Consider the following 22,769-nt stretch of genomic DNA (forward strand, 5'->3'; position numbering starts at 1 on the left):
CTACGGCTGCTCGTGGGCGCCGGCCAGGATCGCGTCGAAGGTCGCCTGGTCGAGGTACTGGGGCACGTAGCTGCCGCCGGCGGCGACCAGCTTGCCGTGGAACGCGCGCAGGTGGTTGCGCGAGCCCAGCGCCAGGTTGGCGTAGGTCGCGTCGACGTCGGCGTGGGTCACGTCGAGCCGGGCCAGCGCGAGGTCGCGCAGGTCGAGCTCCTCGATCAGACACCCGACCGCGTACGCGTCGACGGCGCCAGGCTGCCCAGCGGCGGTCAGGTCGCCGTACAGGCCCTGGAGGGTCGGGTCGACGAACTCGCCCGGCCCGGTGGTCGCGGCGGGATCGGGCAGCTGGTAGCGAACGAGCAGGGTCGCGATCGCGTCCATGTGCTGCTGCTCGCTGGCGCCGATGTTGACGAACGGCTGGCCGTTGTCGGCGAGCGCGGCGTAGACGTCGCGGGCGAGCTTCTCCTCCTCGCGCGTGAACGTCAGCGCGGTGCGCTCGGCCGCCGAGAGCGGATCGGTGGTGGGGTCGATCGGCCCGGCGCCGTCGTCGGTACAGCCGACCAACGTGGCGGTGGCGAGGATCGCGGCGATCGAGATGAGCTTGCGCATGATGAACTCCTCGGTGGGCCCCCTCTGGGGCGATGACGTCAGGTGAGCTGGGCCAGCACCCGCTCGAGCTTGGCGCGGACGGCGCCGGCGATGTCCTCGAGGCCGGGCGCGTCGGCGGCCGCCATCGAGCGCAGCGGATCGACCGCCAGCACCACGGCGCGGCCGTCGTCGTTCTCGTAGACCACGACGTTGCACGGCAGCATCAGCCCGATGTCGAGGTCGGCCGACAGCGCCTGGTGCGCGAACGGCGGGTTGCAGGCGCCCAGGATCTTGTAGCGTCGGAAGTCGACGTTGAGCTTGGCCTTGAGCGTGGCGGCGACGTCGATCTCGGTGAGGACGCCGAAGCCCTCGGCCTTGAGGGCCTCGGGCACCCGGATCAGGGCCTCGTCGTAGGTGGCGTCGAGCGTCTTGCGCAGCGTGGTGGCGGTCATGAGCATCCCTCTGGTGGCTTCGGTTCGTCGTCCGTGGACCGCGCCGACCGGCGCGGCGTGGGGACCGCTCACGTGGGCACCCCGAGCTTGGGCAGGAGCCACACCTGGACCACGGTCCAGACGGCAAAGAACGCGAGCGGGAGGATCCAGCTGTCCATGCAGGGTATGAGCCAGTCCGCGGCAGAAGGGTTCGCAGAATCGCTCGCCCGACCTGCCCCGGGTTCGGTCAGCGGGCGATGGTCGCGGCGGACGCGGCGGCGGCGGCGGCCTCGCGCGCGGCGATGGTCTCGCGCAGCGCGTCCATGTCGAGCGCGGCCACCTGCCGGATCAGGTCGTCGATGGCACGGGCCGACATCACGCCGGGCTGGGCGCCCAGCATGATGCCGTCGCGCAGCACCATCAACGTCGGGATCGCGGAGATCTCGAACTCCCGCGCGAGCCCCGGCTCAGCCTCGGTGTCGACCTTGCCGAACACCACGTCGGGGTGGCGCGCGGCGGCGGCCTCGAACACCGGCGCGAACGCCCGGCACGGGCCGCACCACGCGGCCCAGAAGTCGATGAGCACGATGCCGTGCTCGACGATCTGGTCGAAGGTTGCGTCGGTCACGGTCACGGTCCCAGGTGCGTTCGCCATGGCGGTCTCCTTTCGCGGTAGGAGCCGGCCGGCGCCGAAAGGGTTCGCGCGCGCCGCCGGAAGCGCGAGCTCGACGACCCGCGTGCTTGAACTCAGCGCCTGCGCCGGTGCGCGCGCCGGGAAGCGCGGGTAACGGCTGGGGGCTCGATCGCGGCTTGCCCGAGCTGCCCCCGAGGTGCGGGCGAGACACGCGGAGTCCCCTGCACCAGCCTGGGTTCGGCGAGCAACCCGCCTCAAGCTCAGCGCGGCGGGCGCAGGGCGTCGAGCGCGACCCGCACGCGCGCCTGGACCGCGGCCGGGACCGGCGCCGGCGTGGTCTGACACAGCGCCAGGGTCTCGCGCAGCGCCGCGCAGGTCCCGGCGCAGCGCGGGCAGCCTTGCAGGTGGGCCTCCATCGCCGCGCAGGCCTCGGCGCTGATGTCGCCCTCGAGCTGACGCGACCACAGCGCGACCACGTCCGGGCAGCTGGTCGCGGGCGCGGGCGCAGACACCGGCGCCAGCGGGGCCAGCGCAGCGCGGACCGCCGCGCGGGCCCGGTGCAGACGGCTCTTGACCGCATCGACCGAGATCGCCAGCACCTCGGCCACCTCGGCGGCGGCCAGGCCCTCGACGTCGCGCAGCACCAGCACCTCGCGGTGGCTGGGCTCGAGCGCGGCGATCGCGTCCTCGAGCGCCGCCGCCAGCCGTCGGTCCGACAGCGCCTGGGCCGGCCCCGGCGCCGGATCGACCACCGTCGCGGACGCTTCGCCGTCGAGCGAGCCGACCTGCGCCGGCGCGAACTTGCTCCGGCGCCGGGCCTTGATGCAGTGGCTGCGCGCCACCGTGTACAGCCAGGTCGACAGCGACGCCTCGCTGCGGAAGTCCTTCACGCCGCGCGCCAGCGCCAGGAGCGTCTCCTGCAGCACGTCGCGCGCGTCCTCGGGATCGCGACACATCCGCAGCCCGAACCGGTAGATGCGATCCTGGTGCTGCTTGATCAGCGCGGCCAGCGCCGCGTCATCGCCGGCGCGGGCGGCCGCGACCAGCTCGGGCTCCGATGCGGCGTCCATGGTCGCCCCACAGTGCCGCGCCCGCGCCCGGCTGTCGAGCGATCCGGGCCGACCACCGCGACGACCGATCAGCCGCGGCGCGCGGCCTCGGCCGCGGGCCGGACGACGCAGCCGTCGAGGTGATCGTCGACCAGCCCCATCGCCTGCATGAACGCGTACATCGTGGTCGGCCCGACGAAGCGCCAGCCGCGGCGCTTGAGATCCTTCGACAGCGCGGTCGCGGCCGGGGTCGTGGCCATCGCCTTGAGCGCGGCCCAGGTGAGCTTGCGCGGCCGCGCCGACGCCGGCGGCTCGAACTGCCAGACGTAGCGATCGAGCGAGCCGAACTCCTCGACCAGCGCCAGGTAGCGCGCGGCGTTGCCGATCGTCGCCTCGATCTTGCCGCGGTGGCGCACGATCGCCGCGTCGGCCAGGAGGCGCCGCACGTCGCCGGCCCCGAACCGCGCCACCGCCGCCGGCTCGAAGCTGGCGAAGGCAGCGCGGAAGCCGTCGCGCTTGCGCAGGATCGTCAGCCACGACAGCCCCGCCTGGAAGCCCTCGAGGCACAGCTTCTCGAACAGCCGGCGATCGTCGTGGACCGGGAAGCCCCACTCGTGGTCGTGGTACGCGACGTAGTCGTCGCTGCCGACGCACCAGCCGCAGCGCGGACGGTCGTCGGGGCCGAGCTTCACTCCGGGTGGCAGGCGAGCCATGGCCGACGATAGCAGTCGATCGGGCACGGCCGCGCGCCGCCGGCCGCGCGGATCGCGGGCCGTGCGGGGATCGCGAGACGCGCGCGGATCACGGGACGCGCGGGGATCGCGGGACGCGCTGCCGCGGGCACGATCAGCTCGCGCAGGTCGTCGCGTGTGCCGGCCGCGTCGCCCGCACCGCCGCGCGCGCGCCGCCGCCCGCCCGATCCGCGCGCGCCGTCGTCGCCCGTGGCGGCCGCGTCGCCCGCACCGCCGCGCGCGCACCGCCGCCCGCCCGATCCGCGCGCGCCGTCGTCGCCCGTGGCGGCCGCGTCGCCCGCACCGCCGCGCGCGCGCCGCCGCCCGCCCGATCCGCGCGCGCCGTCGTCACCCGTGGCGGCCGCGTCGCCCCACCGCCGCGCGCGCACCGCCGCCCGCCCGATCCGCGCGCGCCGTCGTCGCCCGTGGCGGCCGCGTCGCCCGCACCGCCGCGCGCGCGCCGCCGCCCGCCCGATCCGCGCGCGCCGTCGTCGCCCGTGGCGGCCGCGTCGCCCGCACCGCCGCGCGCGCGCCGCCGCCCGCCCGATCCGCGCGCGCCGTCGTCGCCCGTGGCGGCCGCGTCGCCCTTGCAGCCGTGCGCGCGGCCGCGCGCGCCGGATCACGGAGCTGGCCCGGGGACGTCGATCAGGCCGCCGCCGCGGCGCCAGCCGACCGCGCGCAGCCACGTGCGCGAGGGCCGGATCACGGCGCTGGGCCGGGCACGTCGTCGACGTCGATCAGGCCGCCGCCGCGGCGCCAGCCAACCGAGAGCAGCCACGTGCGTGGCGCGGCGGTCGGGCATCCGGCTCGGGCGAGCGCGCGCAGCCACGGGGCGTCGGTGCGGATCGCGGTCTTCCAGCCGTCGAACCACAGCGCGCTGGAGAACGGATCGACCCAGCCGGGGGAGAGCACCTCGCTGCGCGAGGTGGCGTGGTGCCGGCCGTTGAGCAAGACGTAGCGGACGGCGTTGCGCACCTCGCGGGGCGTGCGCAGCGGGCGCGCGTGATAGCGCTGGGCGAACAGCCGGCCGCGGCGGCCGAGCAGCGCGTTCAGGCGCCGGGCCAGCCGGATGGTCAGGCCCTGCATGCCGCGCGCGAGCGCGGTGGCGCCGGCGGCCTCGACGACGAGGTGGAGGTGATCGCCGAGGACGTTGTAGTGCACGACGCGGAAGTCGCCGCGATGGCCGCCGGCGCTGATCGCCGCGCGCACGACGCGCATGACCGCGGCGCGTCGGAACGACGGCAGGCCACCGACGACCTTGAGCGTGACGTGCACCGGCACCGACGCCGGAAACCGCACGCGCGGCAGGTGTGCGCAGCTGCCCTTGCGCTTCTTGCGGCCGGCGCCGGGACGCCAGCCGCCGTGCCCCGTGGGGCGACGCGCCCGATCCAGCGTGAGCTGGATCGGCGTTCGGGGGCTTCGGGATGCGCGCATTTTGATTATGGCATATATATCAACGGACCCGGACTCGGTCAAGCCCCGCGTGGCAGTCCAACCTGTTCGTACTTGCACACCTGGGGTACAGGTTGGGGTCTGACGTGGACCCGACACCCCATCGGACCTCGCGCCACGCCCGCCCGCCGCGGCCAGCGTCGCCGTTGCCGCTGCTCGGTGCGCGGTTCGTGATGTTGCCCCCGCGCGGCGAGACCCCGGACGCCAGCGACAGCGCCCCGAGCGATCACCGGCCGCGCTGGTCGCGACGGGTCCACGCCACGCCACGCCACGCCACGCCACGCCACGCCACGCCACGCCACGCCACGCCACGCCACGCCACGCCACGCCACGCCACGCCACGCCACGCCACGCCACGCCACGCCACGCCACGCCACGCGCGGCGCTCGCGCTCAGTGCTTGCCGCGCCCTGGGGCCAGCGCGTGCTTGCGGAGGAGCAGCCACAGGTTCTTGCGATCCATCCCGGCCTGGCGCGCGGCGGCGGCCAGGTTGCCGGCGTGCGCGTCGATCAGCGCCCGCAGGTAGCTGCGCTCGAACCGATCGATCACGTCGCGCTTCAGATCCTGGAACGGCCGCGTCAGGTCCACCGCGGCGCCGGCCGGGACCCGCCCGAGGTCGAGATCGGCCTCGGTGATCAGCGGCCCGTCGGCGACCACCATCGCCTCCTGGATCTTGTTCTCGAGCTGGCGGACGTTGCCGGGCCACGGCTCGGCGCACATCCGGGCCAGCGCGCCGGCGGTGATGCCGTCGACGCGCTTGTCGACCCGGGCCCGGTGCAGCAGCACGAAGTGCTGGGCCAGGAGCGGGATGTCGCCGGCGCGGTCGCGCAGCGGCGGCAGCTCGAGCGGGAACACGTTGATGCGGTACATCAGGTCCTCGCGGAACGTGCCGGCGGCGACCATCGCGGTGAGGTCGCGGTGGGTGGCCGCGATGATCCGGATGTCGACCTGGCGATCGCGATCGTCGCCGAGCCGGCGGTACTCGCGGAACTGCAGGACGCGCAGGAGCTTGGCCTGGACCGACAGCGGCAGCTCGCCGACCTCGTCGAGGAACAGCGTCCCGCCGTCGGCCGAGGCCAGGAGGCCGTCGCGCTCGCGGTTGGCGTCGGTGAACGCGCCGCGGACGTGCCCGAACAGCTCGTCCTCGAGCAAGGACTCCGGCAGCGCCGCGCAGCTGACGACCACGAACGGCCGCTCGAACCGCGGCGACAGGCTGTGGATCGTGCGCGCGACCAGCTCCTTGCCGGTGCCGCTCTCGCCGGCGATCGTGACGGTGACGTCGGTCGGCGCGACCATGCCGAGCCGCTCGTAGAGCTGGGTCAGCCACGGCCCGGCGCCGATGATCACGTCGCTCTTGCGCGGCCGCCGCGCGCCCGCGCCGGCCTCGCGGCCGCCGCCGCGATCCCGGAACGCCCGCTCGATCCGCGCGCGCAGGTCGATCCGCGACAGCGGCTTGGCGATGAAGTCGAACGCGCCCATGCGCATCGCCTCGACCGCCACCGGCACGGCGTCGCGGCCGCTCATGATCACGATCCGCGCGTCGACGCCGGCGGCGGCCAGATCGCGGGCGACCTCGCGGCCGCTGGCGTGCGGCAGGTGGAAGTCGAGCAAGACCACGTCGAACGGCCGACCTTCGACCTGCGCCGCGCGCGCCGCCGCGAGCGCCCCGGCGCCCTCGCCGGCCGAGGCGACCTCGGCCAGATCGGCCTCGAGGTGCGCGCGCACGACGTCGACGGTCGAGGGCTCGTCGTCGACGACGAGGACCCGGGCGCGGCGCACTACCAGTCCTGGCTGGGGCGCGCCTGCGAGGGGTTCGCGTTGTCGCGCACCCGCCCGCGTCGGAGCTGGCGCGACATGTCCTCGAGCTGATCGAGCTTGTCGCCCTGGGGCAGGTTGGGTGTGTCGCCCTCGGTGTCGTCGGTCGGCCACTGGGCCTGCGGCATCCGGCGCGGCGGCGCCTGGCCCTGGCCCTGGCCCTGCTGACCCTGGCCTTGCTGCCCCTGCTGCCCCTGCTGCCCCTGCTGCCCCTGCTGCCCCTGCTGCCCCTGCTGCCCCTGCTGGCCCTGCTGCCCTTGCTGGCCCTGCTGCCCTTGCTGGCCCTGCTGCCCTTGCTGGCCCTGCTGCCCTTGCTGGCCCTGCTGCCCTTGCTGGCCCTGCTGCCCCTGCTGCCCTTGCTGGCCCTGCTGCCCCTGCTGCCCCTGCTGGCCCTGCTGGCCCTGCTGGCCCTGCTGGCCCTGCTGGCCCTGGCCCTGCTGCTGCTTGCGCTCCTTCTCGCGCTGCCGCAGCGCCAGCTCCAGGTTCGAGCGCGCGCTCTCGAGCGTCGGATCCGAGCGCAGCGCGTTCTTGTACGACTCGATCGCGTCGTCGAGCTTCTTCTGCTGCATGCGGATGTTGCCGCGGTTGTAGTGGGCCCGCGCCGCCAGGCCGCGATCCCTTGGCGCCGGTCGCGCGCCCGAGCTGATCGAAGGCCTGATCGTAGAGCGGGCCGCGCGCCTCGGCGGGCTGCGCCTCGGCCTTGCCGAGCGTCGCGGTGCCCTCGTCGTACGCCAGCCCGGGTCCGTCGGCGCCGTTGGCGCGCGCGCGCTCGTACGCCGTCAGCGCGTCGTCGTAGCGCCCCTGGGCGTACGCCTGGTTGCCGGCGTCGACGTCAGGATCGGTGCGCCACAGCGGCTCCCAGCCGGCGAGCGGGACCACCGCGAGGACGAACAGGAGGGCCCGCAGCCGCCGCATGCCCCGAGCATGCCACGGGCGCCCCGCCGCTGCCATCACGGGTTGCCCTCGGGGAACTTCACGCGCCGGCGGGTGCCGATGCAGGCCTCGATGACCAGCAGCATGAAGCCCGGGAACAGAAACGCCGCGTACCACTCGTCCATGACCCGCTGGTCCTTCTTGGTCAGCGAGCCGCGGGTCAGGGCGTCGAGCGCGACCACGACCGCGTCGATCGACGGCGGCGCCACGCCCAGCTCGATGTACCGGTTCGCGTCGCCGCCGGCCTCGGCCAGCTCCCGCAGCGCGCGCGGATCGAGCGCCGAGCGCACGACCTTGCCGCTGTCGTCGTACTTCCAGCGCCCGTTCGGCAGGCCGCGGTCGTCGATGTCCGGGACGTTGCCGCCGCTGGTGGTGCCGACGCCGACGACGATCAGCGTGATCCCGAGCTCCTTGGCCCGCTGGGCGTGGGCGTGCGCGCGCTCGGCGCCGTCGCCGGGCCGCACCCGATCGGCGCCGTCGGTGATCAGCATGAACACCTTGCTGCGGTCGCTGACCTCGTCGGTGACCGCCGCGACCGGCGTGTCGATCAGCTCGCCCGGCAGCGGATCGCCGCCGTGGCCGCGACCGCGGACGCTGGCGCAACGGCCGCCCCAGGGATCGCTGGTGTCGGGCCGCAGCACGCAGCCGGCGACCCGGAACGCCTCGCCCAGATCCGAGCCGCCCGGGAGATCGGCCGGGCCGAGATCCCGGAGGAACTGCGCGCCCACCTCCTTGTCGTCGGTGAGCGGGAAGTGGGCCGCGGTGCCCGCGAACACCATCGCGCTGACGCGATCGTTGACCAGGCGCGGCAGCAGCTCGTCGATGAACGCCCGGGCCTTGTCGAGCCGGGGCGCGCCGACGTCTGCGACCAGCATCGACTTCGAGACGTCGAGGCCGATCACCAGATCGAGGCCCTGCTTCGAGCCGTCGCGCCGGCCGGCCCGCTGCGGCCGCGCCGCCGCGATGGCGATCGCGGACACCCCGAGCGCCAGCAGCGTGGTCTTGGTCCAGCGGCGCCAGCCCGACGCCGACGCGACCATGCGCTGGACCTGCGGCACGTGCCCGAGCCGCCGGACGACCGCCTGCCGGCGCAACGCGTCGAGCAGCGCCAGCCCGAAGATGACCACCGGCGCCAGCACCGCCGCCGCCAGCAGATCGGGCTCCGCGAACGTCACGGGAACCTCCGCAGCCAGGTCATCGACAGCAGCACCTCGAGCGCGAGCAGCGCCAGCGCGATCGCCAGCGGCAACGCCCACAGCTCGGCGTCCTTCTTGCGCTCGCGCTCGACGCGCCGGGTCTTGTCGAGCTCCTTGCGCACGGTCTCGAAGCCGTCCTGCAGCGCGCGGAAGTCGGTGGCCTTGAAGAACATGCCGCCGGTGACCTGCGCGATGTTGCGCAGGGTCGCCGGGTTGACGGTGTTGCCGAACTGCCGCGGGCCGTCCTCGGCGCCGACCAGGACGGTGAACACCTTGACCCGATCCTTGAACGCGGCCTCGGCCGCCTGCTGCGGCGTCATCTGGGTCGAGATGTTGTTCTCGCCGTCCGACAGCAGGATCACGATCTTCGACTTCGCGTCCGAGCGCCGCAGGTGGGCCAGGCCCAGGCCGAGGCCGTCGCCGATCGCGGTGCCCATCGCGGGGATGTCGTCGAGCTGGAGCTCGGCCACGACCTGATCGAGGATCTCCATGTCGAGCGTGAGCGGGCACTGGAGCATGGTCTGCTGCGCGAACACGACCAAGCCGACGCGGTCGCCGCGGCGGTTGGCGACGAACCGGCGGATCACCCGCTGCGCGGCGTCGAGGCGATCGGTCTGGCGCAGCGGCTCGCCCCGCGCCATGTCGGTCTCCTCCATCGACTTCGACAGGTCGAGCACGATCATGATGTCGATCGAGTCGACCTCGCGGGTGATCGTCCGGTAGGTCTGCGGCCGCGCGAGCGCGATGACCATGACCGCCAGCGCCGCGATGCGCAGCACCGCCGGCAGGGTCGCGAAGTAGCTGCGCGCGCCGCCGCCGGCGCGGCGCAGCTCGGCCACGCGCGAGAAGCCCATCGTGGCGCCGCGGGCCCGGCGCAGGTGGAAGCCGACCCACGCCAGGAGCAGGCACGCGCCCAGCAACACCCAGACGTCGCGGTGGGCCCAGGTCAGCGCGCCGACCCGCCGGCCGGGCTCGAAGTAGTACAGCCGCAGGCCCAGCGCGATCGGCCCGGCGATCACCACGAGCAGCGCGTACGGCACCAGGCCGCGCAGCCACCGCATCACGCCGCGCCCCCGTGTGGCCCGCGCGCGATCGTCACGACCAGCTCGCGCGCGTCGGCCAGCGCCTCGACGCCATCACCGGCGTCGACCGCGGCCGCGAAGTTGACCAGGTCGGCCGCGGCCAGCCAGCGCTCGACGCCGGCCACCGCCTCGGCCGCGACCGCGCGGCCCGCCAGGGCCCGGACCAGCTCGCTCGAGGTGCGGTGCCGGCTGGGCAGCTCGAGGTGATCGAGCAAGAAGGTGCGGACGATGCCGGTCATGGCCCGGTAGCCGTCGGGCTGATCGGTCGCGAGCGTGCCGGCGCGCTCGAGCTCGTCGAGCGCCGCGAGCGCCCGCCGCGCGGCGTCGCCCAGCCGCTGGCGCTCGGCCCACGTCACCGCGCCCCGGCGCACCTTGGTCGGCGCCTTGCTCATCGGCGGCGGCGCCGCGGCGGTCGCGGCGGTCGGGTCGCGGTCGAGGAGCGCCAGCGGCTCGGCGTCGAGCACCGGGTCGTGCCGACGCACCGCGGCCCGGGCCCGGCGCCGGGCCCGCCGGATCAGCAGCCACGCGCCCAGGCCGACGGCGAGCGCGCCGACGGCCGACAGCGCGATGATCCAGCGCCAGTCGCGCCGCCGCACCGGCACCGGCGGGGTCGCGCCCAGGAACGCGTTGGGATCGTCGATCGCGTCGATCGACCCGACCACGCGCAGCGGCACCTCGTTGGTGACGACCCACGACGTGTCGCCGCCGACCGAGTAGGTCACCTGCACCGGCGGCAGGCGCAGGTCGCCGAGCTCCCAGGCCTGGAGCTGGATCTGGTAGACGCGCTTACGGGTGCCGTCGGTGCGGCGCTCGTCGACGGTGCTGCGCTTGAGCTCGTCGAACGCCGGCGCCAGATCGAGGCCGGACGGCACCGACACCGTGACGTGCTCGTCGAACACCACCTCGACGAACAGCGTGAACTTGTCGCCCAGCCGCATCTCGGTCGGCGCCGCCGACGCCGACACCTGGGGCTTGCCGATGCCGAGCAAGGTCGGCCCGTCGATCACGATCCGGGTCGGGCCGGCGTCGCCGCCGACGCCGCCGTCGCCGGGCACCCCGGCGTCGGGCCCGACCTGGGCGGTCGCCGGCGGCGCGACCAGCGCCAGCACCGCCGCGACCAGCGCCAGCGCAACCGCCGCGACCCGCGCGCGCGCGCCGCCGCGGCTCATCCGTGCGCCATGCGGCGCGCCCGCGCCTTGAAGAACGCGATCAGCGCGTCGACGTACGGCTCATCGGTGCGCACCATGACCGTGTCGAGGTTCATCCGGCGCAGCAGCTGCTCGCGCGCGGCGGCCTGCCCGGCCAGCCGCCGGCGGTAGTCGATCGCGTTCCAGCCGCTGGTGTCGAACTCGACGACCTCGCCGGACTCGAGATCCTCGAACTGCACCAGCCCGACCCGCGGCAGCATCAGCTCGACCGGATCGGCCATCACCACCGGCACCAGCTCGTGGCGCTGGGCCGCGATCCGCATCGGCCGGTCCCAGCCCTCGGACAGGAAGTCGCTGACCAGGAACACGACCGAGCGGCGCCGGGCGATCTTGCCCAGGAAGTCGAGGCCGGCGCCCAGATCGGTCGCGCGCGACTCGGGCCGGAACGTCAAGATCTCGCTGACCACGCGCATGACGTGGCGCCGGCCCTTCTTGGGCGGCACGTAGCGCTCGACCTTGTCGGTCACCAGGAACAGGCCGACCCGGTCGTTGTTCTTGATCGCCGAGAACGCCACCATCGCCGCCAGCTCGGCCGCCAGCTCGCGCTTGCTCATCGGGCCGGTGCCGAACACGCCCGACGCGCTCATGTCGATCACGAGGTTGACCGTGCGGTCGCGCTCCTCGACGAACTGCTTGACGTGGGTCGCGTTCATGCGCGCCGACACGTTCCAGTCGATCGAGCGGACGTCGTCGCCCGGCATGTACGGGCGGACGTCCGAGAACACCAGCCCGCGGCCCTTGAAGACCGAGTGGTACTGGCCCGCGAGGCGCTCGTCGACCAAGCGCCGCGTGGCGATCTCGATCTTCTTGGCCTTCTTGAACAGCTCGCTGGCGACGATGGGCATGGTGGTGCAGGCGGTGCGCGAGACTCACTACGACGAACGGCGGGTGCGACCGAGTTACTCCAGGGTGCGGCGCGGCGCGGCGGGGTGCCAGCCGCCCCGGCGCCGCCGACCGCTACGGCACCGGGATGTGCTCGAACACGCGGCGGATCACGTCCTCGCTGGTGATCTCCTCGGCCTCGGCCTCGTAGGTGATGACGACGCGGTGGCGCAGGACGTCGAGGGCGATCGCCTTGATGTCGTCGGGCACGACGTAGGCGCGGTGGCGCAGGAAGGCGTGCGCCCGGGCCGCGATCGCCAGGCAGATCGTCGCGCGCGGCGAGCCGCCGTACTCGACCAGCGGCGCCAGCTCGTGCAGGCCGTAGGCGCGCGGATCGCGCGTGGCGTGGACCAGGTGGACGATGTAGTCGCGGACCTTGTCGTCGATGAAGACGTTGCCGACGACCCGGCGGGCCGCGAGCAGCTGCTCGACCTCGCACACCTGGTGCACGACCGGCACCTCGGGTGAGGTCAGCTTGTCGAGCATGGCCCGCTCCTCGACCGCGCTCGGGTAGGTGACGCGGATCAGCAGCATGAAGCGATCGAGCTGGGCCTCGGGCAGCGGGAACGTGCCCTCTTGCTCGATCGGGTTCTGGGTCGCCAGCACCAGGAACGGATCGGGCAGGCGGTGGGTGGTGTCGCCGATCGTGACCTGGCGCTCCTGCATCGCCTCGAGCAGCGCCGACTGGACCTTGGCCGGCGCGCGGTTGATCTCGTCGGCCAGCACCAGGTTGGCGAACAGCGGGCCCTTCTTCTGGGTGAAGGCGCCGGTGTGCATGTTGTAGATCGTGGTGCCGGTGATGTCGGCCGGCAGCAGATCGGGCGTGAACTGGATGCGCTGGAAGCTGGCGGCGATGGTCTGGCTGAGCGTCTTGACCGTCAGCGTCTTGGCCAGCCCGGGCACGCCTTCGATCAGGCAGTGGCCGTTGGCCAGGAGGCCGATCAGGATCCGCTCGATCATCTGGTTCTGGCCGACGACGACCTTGCCGACCTCGGCGACGACGTCGTCGAGGAACCGGCTCTCGCGCTCGACCTGGCGGTGGAGCTCGTGCAGCGGCCCGGACAGGGCCGGCCCCAGGGCCACCGCGGCCGGCGCGGGCTCGACCAGCGTCGCCGCGGCGAGGGCCGGCGCCGGGGCGGCCGGCTCGGTGGCCGTCGGCTCGCCGGCCGTCGGCGACGACGCGGGGCCGAGCGGCTCGGGGACAGACGGCTCGGCGGCGGGGGCTGCCGTGGACGACGACTCGGGGGCCGGCGCCACGGGATCGACCAGCGTATCCATGTGCTCGGAACGATGTCACGGATCCGACCTCGGTGCACACCGCGCTTGCACCTCGGGTAGGATGCCGGCATGCCCGAGTCCGATCCGCGCATGGCGCCCGCGCCCGTCGACTTCGCGACCCACGTCCTGTCGCTGGCGTCCTCGGCGATGGTGTCGCTCGGACAGATGCCGCCGCCCGGCGGCGACACGCTCGAGCCCGACCTCGAGACCGCCCGCCACCTGATCGACGTGCTCGGCATGCTCGAGGTCAAGACCCGGGGCAACCTCAACGAGTCCGAGCTCAAGCTCCTGCAGAGCCTGATCTACGACCTGCGGGTCGCGTTCGTCGACGCCTCGGCGCACCCCGCATGAGCCCCCGGGTGGCCGCGGCGCTCGCCGTCGCGCTGGCGGCGTGCAAGTGGGGCGGCCCCGACGCGGGCGGCAGCGCCGCGCCGCCGGTCGAGGTCGACACCCCGCGCCCGACGCGCGTGATCTACCCGGCCGCGCCGGTGTCGTTCGTCGATCTGGTGCGCGACGCGCGGGCCGCGGTGGTGTCGGTGCGCAGCGCGACCCCGGCCAAGAGCGGCCCCGCGGCGATGTTCCCGGGCGCGCCGCCGGCCGCGTCCGATCCCGCGCTCGGCACCGGGTTCCTGATCGCGGCCGGCGGCTCGTACGTGGTCACCAACGATCACATCGTCGCCGACACCGCCGACGTGCGCGTGGTGCAGCTCGACGGCACCGAGCTGCCGGCCCGGGTCGTCGGGCGCGATCCGCGCCTGGATCTCGCGCTGCTCGCGGTCGACGCGCCGAAGCTGCCAGCGCTGCGCCTCGGCGACAGCGACCAGGTCGAGGTCGGCGAGTGGGTCGTGGTGCTGGGCAACCCGTTCGGCGACGAGGTCACCGCCGCCGCCGGCATCGTCTCGGCCACCGGCCGCGAGGCCGCCGGCTCGCTGGTGCCCGGCCCGGCGATGGGCTTCCGGACGTTCTTCCAGGTCGACGCCCGGATCCAGCGCGGCAACTCCGGCGGCCCGGTGCTGTCGACGGCGGGCGAGGTCATCGGCGTCGCGGTCGCCACCGGCGATCGCCCCGGCGAGCTGTCGTTCGTCGTCCCGGCGGCCCGCCTGCGCGAGGTGATCGAGCCGCTCAAGACCTACGGCAGCGTGCGCCGGGCCTGGCTGGGCGTGCTGGCGCGCCCGGTCACCCGCGAGCTCGCTGCGCAGCTGACGATGTCGACGGTCGCCGGCGCGATCGTCACCGAGGTCAAGGCCGGCTCGCCCGCGGCCAAGGCCGGGCTGCGGCCCGGCGACGTGATCCAGGCCTGGGACGGCAAGCCCGTCGACCACAAGAACCTGCCCTGGCTCGCCGCCAACGCCCCCGCGGGCCGCACGGTCGCGCTGACCGTCTGGCGCGATCGCGGCGCGATCACGATCGACCTGACGCCCGAGCCGATGCCCGAGTAGCGCGCGGAGCCGGAGCCCGGGATCAGGGCCGGGATCGGGGATCGGGATCGGAGTCGGGATCGGGATCGGGATCGGGATCGGGATCGGGATCGGGATCGGGATCGGAGTCGGAACCGAGCCGGAACCGGAACCGGAACCGGAACCGGAGCCGGAGTCGGAACCGGAGCCGGAGCCGGAGCCGGAACCGGAGCCGGAACCGGAGTCAGAACCGGAGTCAGAGCCGGAGCCGGAGCCGGAACCGGGAACCGGAACCAGAGCGGCAGCCCCTGGCGCCCGCCCCCGTCCCCCCGCCCCACGCCTACTCGCGGGCCAGCCAGCGCGCGTCGATGGTCTTGGTCATCGGCACCGTCGGATCGACGCCCGGGAACTCGACCACGACCCGCTGGTGCGGCCCGGTGCCGTGGGCCTCGACCACGCGCCCGCGCCCGAACGACTGGTGCCGCACCCGCGCCCCCGGCGGGAACGCGGCGCCGTCGTCGGCGTCGGCGTGGAACACCGGCACGTCCTCGTCGTAGGTGCGCTGGTCGAACTCGTCGTGGACCGGCCGGGCCGGCCGCCGCCCGGGCGGGGGCCGCACCATCATCGGCGGCGGCGCCACCACCGGCCGCCGCGGCGCGGCGAAGCAGTCGGCGGGGATGTCGTCGAGGAACCGCGACGGCATCTGGGCCTTGAGCTCGCCCCAGACCCGGCGCAGCCGCGCGCTCGACACGTACAGCTGGCGCCGCGCCCGGGTGATCGCGACGTAGGCCAGGCGGCGCTCCTCCTCGAGGGCGGCCTGCTCGTCGACCTCCTCGCGCGGCCGCAGCGACGGGAACAGCCCGTCCTCCATGCCGCACAGGAACACGACGTCGAACTCGAGCCCCTTGGCCATGTGGATCGTCATCAGCGTGACGGTCTCGCCGCGACCGTCGGCGCCGTCGGCCGAGCCCACCAGCGCGATGCGCTCGAGGAACCCGGCCAGGCCGCGCGCGGTCGGGGCGTCGTCGTCCTCGTCGGGCGCGCCGATCGCGGGCTCGGCCGGCTCGTCGCCCGCGACCTCGGCCTCGTAGTCGCTGGCGACGTTGACCAGCTCGGCGAGGTTGCGCATCCGGTCGGGGCCGTCGCCCTCGGCGTGCTCGACGTACTCGCGGTAGCCCGAGCGCTCGACGACCTGGATGATCAGCTCGGACAGCGACGCGCCGCCGTCCTTGACCTTGACCAGGCCGTCGATCAGATCGACGAACCCGACCAGCTTCTTGCGCGCCGCCGGCCCCAGCCCGGCCGCCCCTAGCCCGCCGGCGCCGAGCGTCGTCGCCGGCCCGCCGCCACGCACCATCGCCCGCGCCGCCGCGAACATGCCGAGGCCGGTGGCCCGGGCCGCGCCGCGGAGCTTGTCGACGGTCGAGGCCCCGATCCCGCGCGGCGGCACGTTGACGATCCGCTCGAACGCCGAGTCCGCGTCGGCGTTGGCCAGGAGCCGCAGGTACGCGATCGCGTCCTTGACCTCGCGCCGATCGAAGTACGCGGTGGCGCCGACGACCTTGGGCTCGAACCGGAACCTCCGGAGCTGCTCCTCGAGCGGCCGCGACTGGGCGTTGGTGCGGTACAGGATGCACACCTCGCCGGGCGCGCACGCGCCGTCGTCGACCAGCGTCCGCAGGGTCCGGGCCACGGTCTCGGCCTCGCCGCGATCGTCGCCGCACGCCATGTACTCGAGCGGATCGCCGCCGCCGAGCTCGGTCCACAGCGCCTTGCCGCGCCGGTCGAGGTTCTTGCCGATCACCGCGTTGGCGGCGTCGAGGATCACCGCGGTCGAGCGGTAGTTCTGCTCGAGCTTGATCTCGAGCACGTCCGGGAAGTCGCGATCGAAGTCGAGCAGGTTGCGCGGCTCGGCCCCGCGCCAGGCGTAGATCGACTGATCGTCGTCGCCGACGACGGTCAGGTTGCGGGTGATCGACGACAGGTGCCGGACCAGGTCGTACTGGACCAGGTTGGTGTCCTGGAACTCGTCGACGAGGACGTGGCGGTACAGGCCGGCCAAGCGCGGCCCCACCACCGGGTGCTTGCACAGCTCGAGCACCTTCAAGATCAGCCCGGCGAAGTCGACCGCCTTCTCGCGCGCGAGCCGCTCGCGGTAGCGCGGCACGATCACCTCGAGGAACTCGGTGGCGTAGTCGCCGCCGGGCCCGCCCAGCGCCGCCAGCGGATCGAGCCCGCGGTTGCCGGCCCAGTCGAGCCGCGCGGCGATGGTCCGGGCCGAGATCTGGTCCTCGAACCCGGCCTCCTTGATCAGCGCGGTCAGGACCTTCTGCTGATCGTCGTCGTCGAAGATCAGGAAGTCGCGCGGCAGCCCGACCGCGTCGCCCCACTTGCGCAGGAGCCGCGCGCAGGTCGCGTGGAACGTGCCGATCCACATGCGCTCCGCCACCGGGCCGCACAGCGTCACCAGGCGGGCGCGCATCTCGCGCGCGGCCTTGTTGGTGAAGGTGACCGCGAGGATCTCCCACGGCGCGACGCCGCCCTCGAGCAGCCGGGCGATCCGGTGCACCAGCACGCGGGTCTTGCCGGTGCCGGCGCCCGCCAGGACCAGCATCGGCCCCTCGCCGTGCTCCACCGCCGCGCGCTGCTCCGGATTGAGCGAAGCCACCATCCCAGCCGTCTTACCGCAGGCCTCGCCCGTCGCCAATCGCCATGGGGCCTCCGGGCCTCGGGATCGGATTTCCGGCTCCGGCTCCGGCTCCGGTTCCGGCTCCGACGCCGGCTCCGGTTCCGCCTCCGGCTCCGGTTCCGCCTCCGACCCCGGATCCAGCTCCCGCTCCGACTCCGGATCCAACTCCCACTCCGGATCCGGATCCGGCGCCGGCACCGGCTCCGCGGCCCCCGCGGCCCCGGCTCCCCGCCACTGGATCCCGAAAACGCACCGCGCCCGCGCGTTCAAGCGCGGGCGTGGGAAGAACTCTGGGCCGTTTCAGGTGGGGGCCCCGGCGCATGCCGGGGGAGGAGCTTTTCAAGAAGAAGCGCGAAAGCTCCTCTCAATTAGAACGACAGGCGCGCGCCGAACTGGAACGACCGCGGCGAGTACCGCGAGTTCACGTTGCCGTAGTTCGGGTTGCGCTGGATCGGCTCCGGGGTCTCGGCGCCGGTGCCCTCGTCGTTCTCCTTGGCGAAGATCAGGTCCTCGTACGAGCCACCCGAGATCGGGTTCGACGACGAGTTGAACGAGTAGTAGTCATCGACGCCGGCCACGCCCTGGTTGTTGACCAGGTTGAACAGGTCGGTGAACAGCTCGAGCTCCATGTTCTTCGCGAGCTTCTTGGCGTAGCCGAGGTGCAGGTCGATGCCGGTCTCGAACTGGGTGCGGCCGATGGTGCCGCGCGGCAGCAGGAACGACTCGCCGGTGCCGTACAGCCAGTGCGACGCCTGGGCCTGCCGCGGGATGCCCGAGAGCGCGCGCAGACGGGTGCCGACCGTGATCTCGCCGGCCTTCTTGAGGTCGAACTTGTAGTATCCGTCGAGCTTGATGTAGTGCGGGCGGTCCTGGTTGAGCGGACCGTAGCGGTTCGCGAGCAGCTCGATCAGGTCGTACTGCGACGAGATGTTGGGGTCGACCTGGCCGTTGTCGTACGAGATCAGGCCCGGGTAGTTACCCTTGGTCTTCGAGTAGGTGTAGCTGCCCTGGAGGTACAGCGCCTTCGAGAAGCGGCGGGTGACCGTGAACTGCAGGGCGTCGTAGTTGCGGGTCGGCTTGTCGAAGATGCGGATGCCGCGGAACTGCCGCAGCAGGTTCTCGATGCGGGCCTCCTCGACCGGGTCGCCGGCGGCGTTCATCAGCTCCTGCTCGAGCTTGCGCTCCTCGTCCGCCGACCACTCGCCGGGGTTGGCGATGATGTACGTGTTGGCGCCGTCGGTCGAGACGTCCTCGATGACGCGGCCCAGCGCGCGGTTCTGGTACGCGATGCCGAGCTTCAGGTCCTCCATGAGCTCGTACTCGACGCCGGCGATGGTCTCGTCCATGTACTGGGGCTTGAGGCCCGGCGCGACCGCGGTGCCCTCGAGGCCGAGGATGTCGCCCTGGGTCGGGGTGACCAGGTCGCAGCCGTTGCCGCTCGGGCCACCGAAGCCGCCCGGATCGGCGCCGCAGGTCGCGGAGCTGAGGACCTGGCGGAACGTCGCCTCACCCGCGAACGAGCGCGAGTTGATGTTCATCGGGATCGACTCGTAGAACCGGCCCCAGTGACCGTAGATCTTCGAGCGGCCCTCGCGGGTCCAGTCGTAGAGGATGCCGAGGCGCGGCGCCAGCATGCCCTTCATGACGACGGCGTTGGTGCCGAACGGGCGGTTGGTCAGCGGGTCGGTCTCGTCGCGCAGGTACTCGGCGAAGCGCAGGCGCTGCTCCTCGTAGCGCAGGCCGGCGTTGACCGTCAGGTTCGGGCGGATCTGCCACGAGTCGCGGAGGTAGGCCGACCAGTTCAGGGTCTCGCCCTGGACCCGGGCGCCCTCGCCGGTCTCGCCGATGTACCGGCACGGCCGCACCTGGTCCGGCTGCGAGCCGTACTGGCACATCGCGTCGAACTTGGGGTCGGTGCTGTCGGCCGGGCCGACCTGGACGAAGCGGTTCACGAGGATGACGTTGGCGTCCTGGCGGTTCTGGAAGAACACGCCGCCGGTGTACGCGCGCGGCTCGTCGAGCAGGTTGTTCTCGGCGTCGACGCCGGCCTTGATCTCGTGGTTGCCGAAGAACTTCTGGCGGCGGGTCACGCCGAGCTTGGCCGAGTAGCGGTCCTCGGTGTCATCGAGGATGAAGCCGAGGCCGCCGACGCGGTAGCCGATGCCGACGTCCGGGCAGTTCGGGATGAACTCGTAGATGTCGTCGGGCCCGTCCGAGCACCCGGCGCGGGTCAGCTCGCTCTCCGACGGGTTGCCGTTCATGTCCATGATGTTGCCCCAGTTGCCGAGGTTGCCGTACAGCAGCACCTCGTAGGGGGCGTGGCGGGCGCCGGGGTTGGTGGCCTTGGCCGAACCCTGGTCGCGGTGCCAGCCGAGCACGGCCTCGACCTCGGTCTTGGAGTCGTTGAACTTCGAGGTCCACTTCAGGCCGGCGTCGAGCCCGATGCCGGTCTGGGTGTTGTCCATCGACGTCGAGACGCCGTAGACGCCGTAGCTCTTCGCGCTCGACGGGCTGGCCTGGAACGTGACCTGGCCCTGGTGCTCCGGCTTGACCGCGAAGTTGACCTTGGCCAGGGTCGACAGCTGGGTCACGTGCGGACGCAGCTTGCTCTGATCGAGGTTCTCGAAGATGTGGAAGCCGGTGCCGGGATCGAGGTCGGCGACGCCGTCCTGGTACATGACCGGATCACACGCCGACAGGTTGCCGTCCGGCAGGCGGATCTGGCAGTCCTGCTGGCGCTTGGTCGTGCGCGTGACCGTGGTCTGGACGTAGCGCGGGGCCACGCCGACCGCGAACCACATCCGGTCCTTGATGATCGGGCCGGTCAGGGTGAAGCCGACGTTCGCGTCGAGGTCGAGGTCGCTGGTCGCGTCGATCGAGGTCGCCTCGGACGCCGCGACGTCGCGGGACGACGTCAGCTGCCCCGGGGTCACGTACGCGAACACGCGGCCCTCGAACTCGTTGCCGCCGGTGAGCGTCGCCACGTTGACGACGCCGCCGGTGGCGCGGCCGTACTCGGCGTTGTAGCCGCCGGTGATGACCTCGATCTCCTCGATGAAGTCGTTGATGATCGGCGAGCCGACCGTGCCGTAGCGCAGGCCGGTGGTGTTGACGCCGTCGACGACGTACTGGTTCTCGAGCGAGCTCGAGCCCGAGAACGCGACGCCGACGCCGTCGCCCTGCGACCCGGCGGCCGCGCCGAGCGTGGCCTCGAACGTGCGGCCGGGGACCGGGATGTTCTTGGTGTAGTCCTGGTCGATCGTGATGCCCTGCGTCGTCGACGTCGGGTCGATCGCCGGCGGCTTGTCGTCGATGACGATCGTCTCCTGGACGGCCGACGCGGTGTTGATCTTCTGGAACACCGGGGTCGTCTTGTTGACGCCGACCTTGATGTTGGTGCGCTCGATCGTCACGTCACCGAAGAAGAACGTGACCAGGTAGTCACCGGGCCGGAGGTCGGTGATGCGGTAGCTGCCGTCCTCTTCGGTGATGGCGGTCTGCGAGCTCGAGCCGGTCACGACCACGGTGACGCCGGCCAGGCCGCCGCCGCCGACGCTGTCGGTGACGCGGCCCTGGATGGCGCCGCTGGTCGAGCCCTGGGCCCGGACGTCCTTGGTCGCCAGGCCGGCGGCGAGGAGCGCCCCCGACGTGCCGAGCGCGACCGCGAGCAAGATCTTGGAGGTCTTCATGGGGGTCCTCACGGCACGGTGGTGAAGGAGAAGGACATCGGCGCGATCGCGACGCCGAAGGAGTCGCTCAGGCCGCTGATCGAGATCGTGTACATCGTGTTGGCGATCAGGTTGGCGGCCATCCGGACCTCGACGCGGGCCGGGTTGGCGGCGTTGAGCCCGACGGTGAAGTCGGTGCGGGTGCCCGCACCCTCCATGACCGTCACCGTCGCCGTCGCCACCGAGGCCGCGTCCGGGCGCGCGCTGAGGATGAACGACAGCGGGTTGCGGTTGAGCGCGATGTTGGTCGAGTTGTTGGTCGGCACCGACGAGTCGAGGCTGATCGACTCGGTCCCGAACGAGAACGCCGCCAGGTCGCCCGCCGCGCAGTCACCGATGTTGTCGGTGTCCTCGACGCCGCCGGTCGGCACGCACGGCTGGTTGAACTCCTTGTCGGTGACGTCGGGCGCGAACTCGATGTGGCAGGTCGAGGCGCTCGGCAAGAGGCCGTTGTCCGGCACGACGATGAGCGCCGGGCCCAGGCTGTTCTGCGGGATCTGGCCGGCCGGCACCAGCTGGTTGCCGGCGGGCTGCCAGAAGCTGGCCTCGCGGTTGAGCGGCACGTTGATGGCGCCGCACACGATCTTCACCGCGCCGTCGATCATCTGGGTGTTGTCGGCCGAGCCGTTCTCGTCCTCGTCGAGGACGCCGACCGGCACGTTGTCCGGGCCCAGGCAGACCGACATGGGGCCCTTGCAGAACTCGACGAGCAGGTCGTCGGCGACCGCGCAGTTGGCGATGTCGTCGGGCGTCGCGCCCAGGGGCACGCGCGAGAACGTGCCGTTGCGGCAGGCGATCTCCTCGAGCGCGTTGCCGTAGAGCACCTCGTCGAAGACGATCCGGATGCGCTGGCTCGAGACGGCGGCGTTGGTCACCGGGTGGGTGAGATCCTGCGTCTCGGGCGGGTCGGTGTCCTGACGGCCGTTCGGCACGTCGGGGTGCCACCCATGCGCGAGCACGGTGCGGCGTCCGGCGTCGAGCTCGGACATGAACACCTGCTGCAGCATCGGGGGCCCCTCGGGGCGGAGGTCAGTCGAGGTCTCCGGGACCGAGCACGCCGACGCGAGGAGCGTCGCCGTCGCCGATGCGAGAGCCCACCTAGTGAGGTTTGCCATGGTTAGAATTGCTCCGTCGCAAGCTCGTAGAAATGACACGGCCGCCTCCGCGTGAGGCAACCGCTGGAAAAGTCGCGTGGTCTTACTCGGCTGGTCTGACGATTGTCAAGCACATCTGGGCTGGTGGACCTACAGGTCAGGCGGGCACGCGCAGCCCTGGATCGTCAGTACCACCCCACAAACGCCCGCTCCTAGCCCCCGTTCTCTGACCGCTCGTGACTGTCAGGTCCGCTGCGACCCATGCGCAGTTGACACGCAGGTGTCGCACGCCCGCCGCGCGGCCCCGCTACGGATCCCGGAACCGGAGCCGGAGCCGGAGCCGGAGCCGGAGCCGGAGCCGGAGCCGGAGCCGGAGCCGGAGCCGGAGCCGGAGCCGGAGCCGGAGCCGGAGCCGGAGCCGGAGCCGGAGCGGAGCCGGAGCCGGAGCCGGAGCCGGAGCCGGAGCCGGAGCCGGAGCCGGAGCCGGAGCCGGAGCCGGAGCCGGAGCCGGAGCCGGAGCCGGAGCCGGAGCCGGTGCCCGACCGCACGGGTGTCAGCCCATCGGGAGCCCGGCCGACCGCGCGCC

At 73.0% G+C, this 22,769-nt stretch carries 18 protein-coding genes; 2 read left to right on the forward strand and 16 right to left on the reverse strand.

What is annotated here, in order from left to right; translation table 11 throughout:
• The 13 genes from IPL61_06100 to IPL61_06160 all read right to left on the reverse strand — a co-directional run bounded on the left by IPL61_06100 (nt 1) and on the right by IPL61_06160 (nt 12,957).
• Nucleotides 1–606, reverse strand: coding sequence for a DUF2202 domain-containing protein (locus IPL61_06100; GenBank protein ID MBK9030900.1), 606 nt, complete (start codon nt 604–606; stop codon nt 1–3).
• A gap of 38 nt (nt 607–644) precedes the next feature.
• Nucleotides 645–1,037, reverse strand: coding sequence for a DUF302 domain-containing protein (locus IPL61_06105; GenBank protein MBK9030901.1), 393 nt, complete (start codon nt 1,035–1,037; stop codon nt 645–647).
• A gap of 226 nt (nt 1,038–1,263) precedes the next feature.
• Nucleotides 1,264–1,671, reverse strand: coding sequence for a thiol reductase thioredoxin (locus IPL61_06110; protein MBK9030902.1), 408 nt, complete (start codon nt 1,669–1,671; stop codon nt 1,264–1,266).
• 239 nt (nt 1,672–1,910) lie between these two features.
• Nucleotides 1,911–2,720, reverse strand: a complete 810-nt coding sequence (locus IPL61_06115; GenBank protein MBK9030903.1) for a sigma-70 family RNA polymerase sigma factor — start codon at nt 2,718–2,720, stop codon at nt 1,911–1,913.
• 68 nt (nt 2,721–2,788) lie between these two features.
• On the reverse strand, nt 2,789–3,412 hold the full coding sequence (locus IPL61_06120; protein ID MBK9030904.1) for a DNA-3-methyladenine glycosylase I: 624 nt from the start codon (nt 3,410–3,412) through the stop codon (nt 2,789–2,791).
• Nucleotides 3,413–4,132: 720 nt separating this feature from the next.
• Nucleotides 4,133–4,864 carry a transposase gene (locus IPL61_06125; GenBank protein MBK9030905.1) on the reverse strand — a complete coding sequence of 244 codons (732 nt, stop codon included), beginning with the start codon at nt 4,862–4,864 and terminating at the stop codon, nt 4,133–4,135.
• Nucleotides 4,865–5,274: 410 nt separating this feature from the next.
• Nucleotides 5,275–6,660, reverse strand: a complete 1,386-nt coding sequence (locus IPL61_06130; GenBank protein MBK9030906.1) for a sigma-54-dependent Fis family transcriptional regulator — start codon at nt 6,658–6,660, stop codon at nt 5,275–5,277.
• On the reverse strand, nt 6,660–7,265 hold the full coding sequence (locus IPL61_06135) for a hypothetical protein (protein MBK9030907.1): 606 nt from the start codon (nt 7,263–7,265) through the stop codon (nt 6,660–6,662). The genes IPL61_06130 and IPL61_06135 overlap by 1 nt, the downstream gene beginning before the upstream one ends.
• 381 nt (nt 7,266–7,646) lie before the next feature.
• A complete protein-coding gene (locus tag IPL61_06140; protein MBK9030908.1) occupies nt 7,647–8,804 on the reverse strand; it encodes a VWA domain-containing protein in 1,158 nt (385 codons plus the stop codon).
• Nucleotides 8,801–9,889 carry a VWA domain-containing protein gene (locus tag IPL61_06145; GenBank protein ID MBK9030909.1) on the reverse strand — a complete coding sequence of 363 codons (1,089 nt, stop codon included), beginning with the start codon at nt 9,887–9,889 and terminating at the stop codon, nt 8,801–8,803. The genes IPL61_06140 and IPL61_06145 overlap by 4 nt, the downstream gene beginning before the upstream one ends.
• A complete protein-coding gene (locus tag IPL61_06150) occupies nt 9,886–11,076 on the reverse strand; it encodes a hypothetical protein (GenBank protein ID MBK9030910.1) in 1,191 nt (396 codons plus the stop codon). The genes IPL61_06145 and IPL61_06150 overlap by 4 nt, the downstream gene beginning before the upstream one ends.
• Nucleotides 11,073–11,954, reverse strand: a complete 882-nt coding sequence (locus IPL61_06155) for a DUF58 domain-containing protein (GenBank protein MBK9030911.1) — start codon at nt 11,952–11,954, stop codon at nt 11,073–11,075. The genes IPL61_06150 and IPL61_06155 overlap by 4 nt, the downstream gene beginning before the upstream one ends.
• 118 nt (nt 11,955–12,072) lie before the next feature.
• Nucleotides 12,073–12,957, reverse strand: coding sequence for an AAA family ATPase (locus IPL61_06160; protein ID MBK9030912.1), 885 nt, complete (start codon nt 12,955–12,957; stop codon nt 12,073–12,075).
• Nucleotides 12,958–13,344: 387 nt separating this feature from the next.
• Between IPL61_06160 and IPL61_06165 the strand changes: the two genes are divergently transcribed.
• Together IPL61_06165 and IPL61_06170 are read left to right on the forward strand one after the other, a co-directional pair.
• Complete coding sequence (locus IPL61_06165; protein MBK9030913.1) at nt 13,345–13,626, forward strand: DUF1844 domain-containing protein; 282 nt, start codon at nt 13,345–13,347, stop codon at nt 13,624–13,626.
• A gap of 8 nt (nt 13,627–13,634) precedes the next feature.
• Nucleotides 13,635–14,714, forward strand: coding sequence for a trypsin-like peptidase domain-containing protein (locus IPL61_06170; protein ID MBK9030914.1), 1,080 nt, complete (start codon nt 13,635–13,637; stop codon nt 14,712–14,714).
• Between the two features lie 298 nt (nt 14,715–15,012).
• On the opposite strand, the gene IPL61_06175 is transcribed toward IPL61_06170, so the two are convergent.
• From IPL61_06175 to IPL61_06185, 3 genes are all read right to left on the reverse strand, one after another.
• Nucleotides 15,013–17,343 carry a UvrD-helicase domain-containing protein gene (locus tag IPL61_06175; protein ID MBK9030915.1) on the reverse strand — a complete coding sequence of 777 codons (2,331 nt, stop codon included), beginning with the start codon at nt 17,341–17,343 and terminating at the stop codon, nt 15,013–15,015.
• A 386-nt stretch (nt 17,344–17,729) separates the two neighbouring features.
• Nucleotides 17,730–21,062 (reverse strand): TonB-dependent receptor, encoded by a 3,333-nt coding sequence (locus IPL61_06180; protein MBK9030916.1) that lies wholly within the window; start codon nt 21,060–21,062, stop codon nt 17,730–17,732.
• Nucleotides 21,059–22,096: an Ig-like domain-containing protein gene (locus IPL61_06185; protein ID MBK9030917.1), complete on the reverse strand. Its 1,038-nt coding sequence runs from the start codon at nt 22,094–22,096 to the stop codon at nt 21,059–21,061. The genes IPL61_06180 and IPL61_06185 overlap by 4 nt, the downstream gene beginning before the upstream one ends.
• Nucleotides 22,097–22,769: the final 673 nt, after the last annotated feature.

It is taken from the genome of Myxococcales bacterium, assembly GCA_016717005.1.
Taxonomy (GTDB): domain Bacteria; phylum Myxococcota_A; class Polyangia; order Haliangiales; family Haliangiaceae; genus UBA2376.

Coding starts and splice junctions, on each gene's coding strand:
- IPL61_06165 (MBK9030913.1), top strand. CDS start 13,345: ATGCCCGAGTCCGATCCGCGCATGGCGCCCGCGCCCGTCGACTTCGCG.
- IPL61_06135 (MBK9030907.1), bottom strand. CDS start 7,265: ATGCAGCAGAAGAAGCTCGACGACGCGATCGAGTCGTACAAGAACGCG.
- IPL61_06115 (MBK9030903.1), bottom strand. CDS start 2,720: ATGGACGCCGCATCGGAGCCCGAGCTGGTCGCGGCCGCCCGCGCCGGC.
- IPL61_06100 (MBK9030900.1), bottom strand. CDS start 606: ATGCGCAAGCTCATCTCGATCGCCGCGATCCTCGCCACCGCCACGTTG.
- IPL61_06110 (MBK9030902.1), bottom strand. CDS start 1,671: ATGGCGAACGCACCTGGGACCGTGACCGTGACCGACGCAACCTTCGAC.
- IPL61_06185 (MBK9030917.1), bottom strand. CDS start 22,096: ATGCTGCAGCAGGTGTTCATGTCCGAGCTCGACGCCGGACGCCGCACC.
- IPL61_06160 (MBK9030912.1), bottom strand. CDS start 12,957: ATGATCGAGCGGATCCTGATCGGCCTCCTGGCCAACGGCCACTGCCTG.
- IPL61_06175 (MBK9030915.1), bottom strand. CDS start 17,343: ATGGTGGCTTCGCTCAATCCGGAGCAGCGCGCGGCGGTGGAGCACGGC.
- IPL61_06125 (MBK9030905.1), bottom strand. CDS start 4,864: ATGCGCGCATCCCGAAGCCCCCGAACGCCGATCCAGCTCACGCTGGAT.
- IPL61_06105 (MBK9030901.1), bottom strand. CDS start 1,037: ATGACCGCCACCACGCTGCGCAAGACGCTCGACGCCACCTACGACGAG.
- IPL61_06150 (MBK9030910.1), bottom strand. CDS start 11,076: ATGAGCCGCGGCGGCGCGCGCGCGCGGGTCGCGGCGGTTGCGCTGGCG.
- IPL61_06120 (MBK9030904.1), bottom strand. CDS start 3,412: ATGGCTCGCCTGCCACCCGGAGTGAAGCTCGGCCCCGACGACCGTCCG.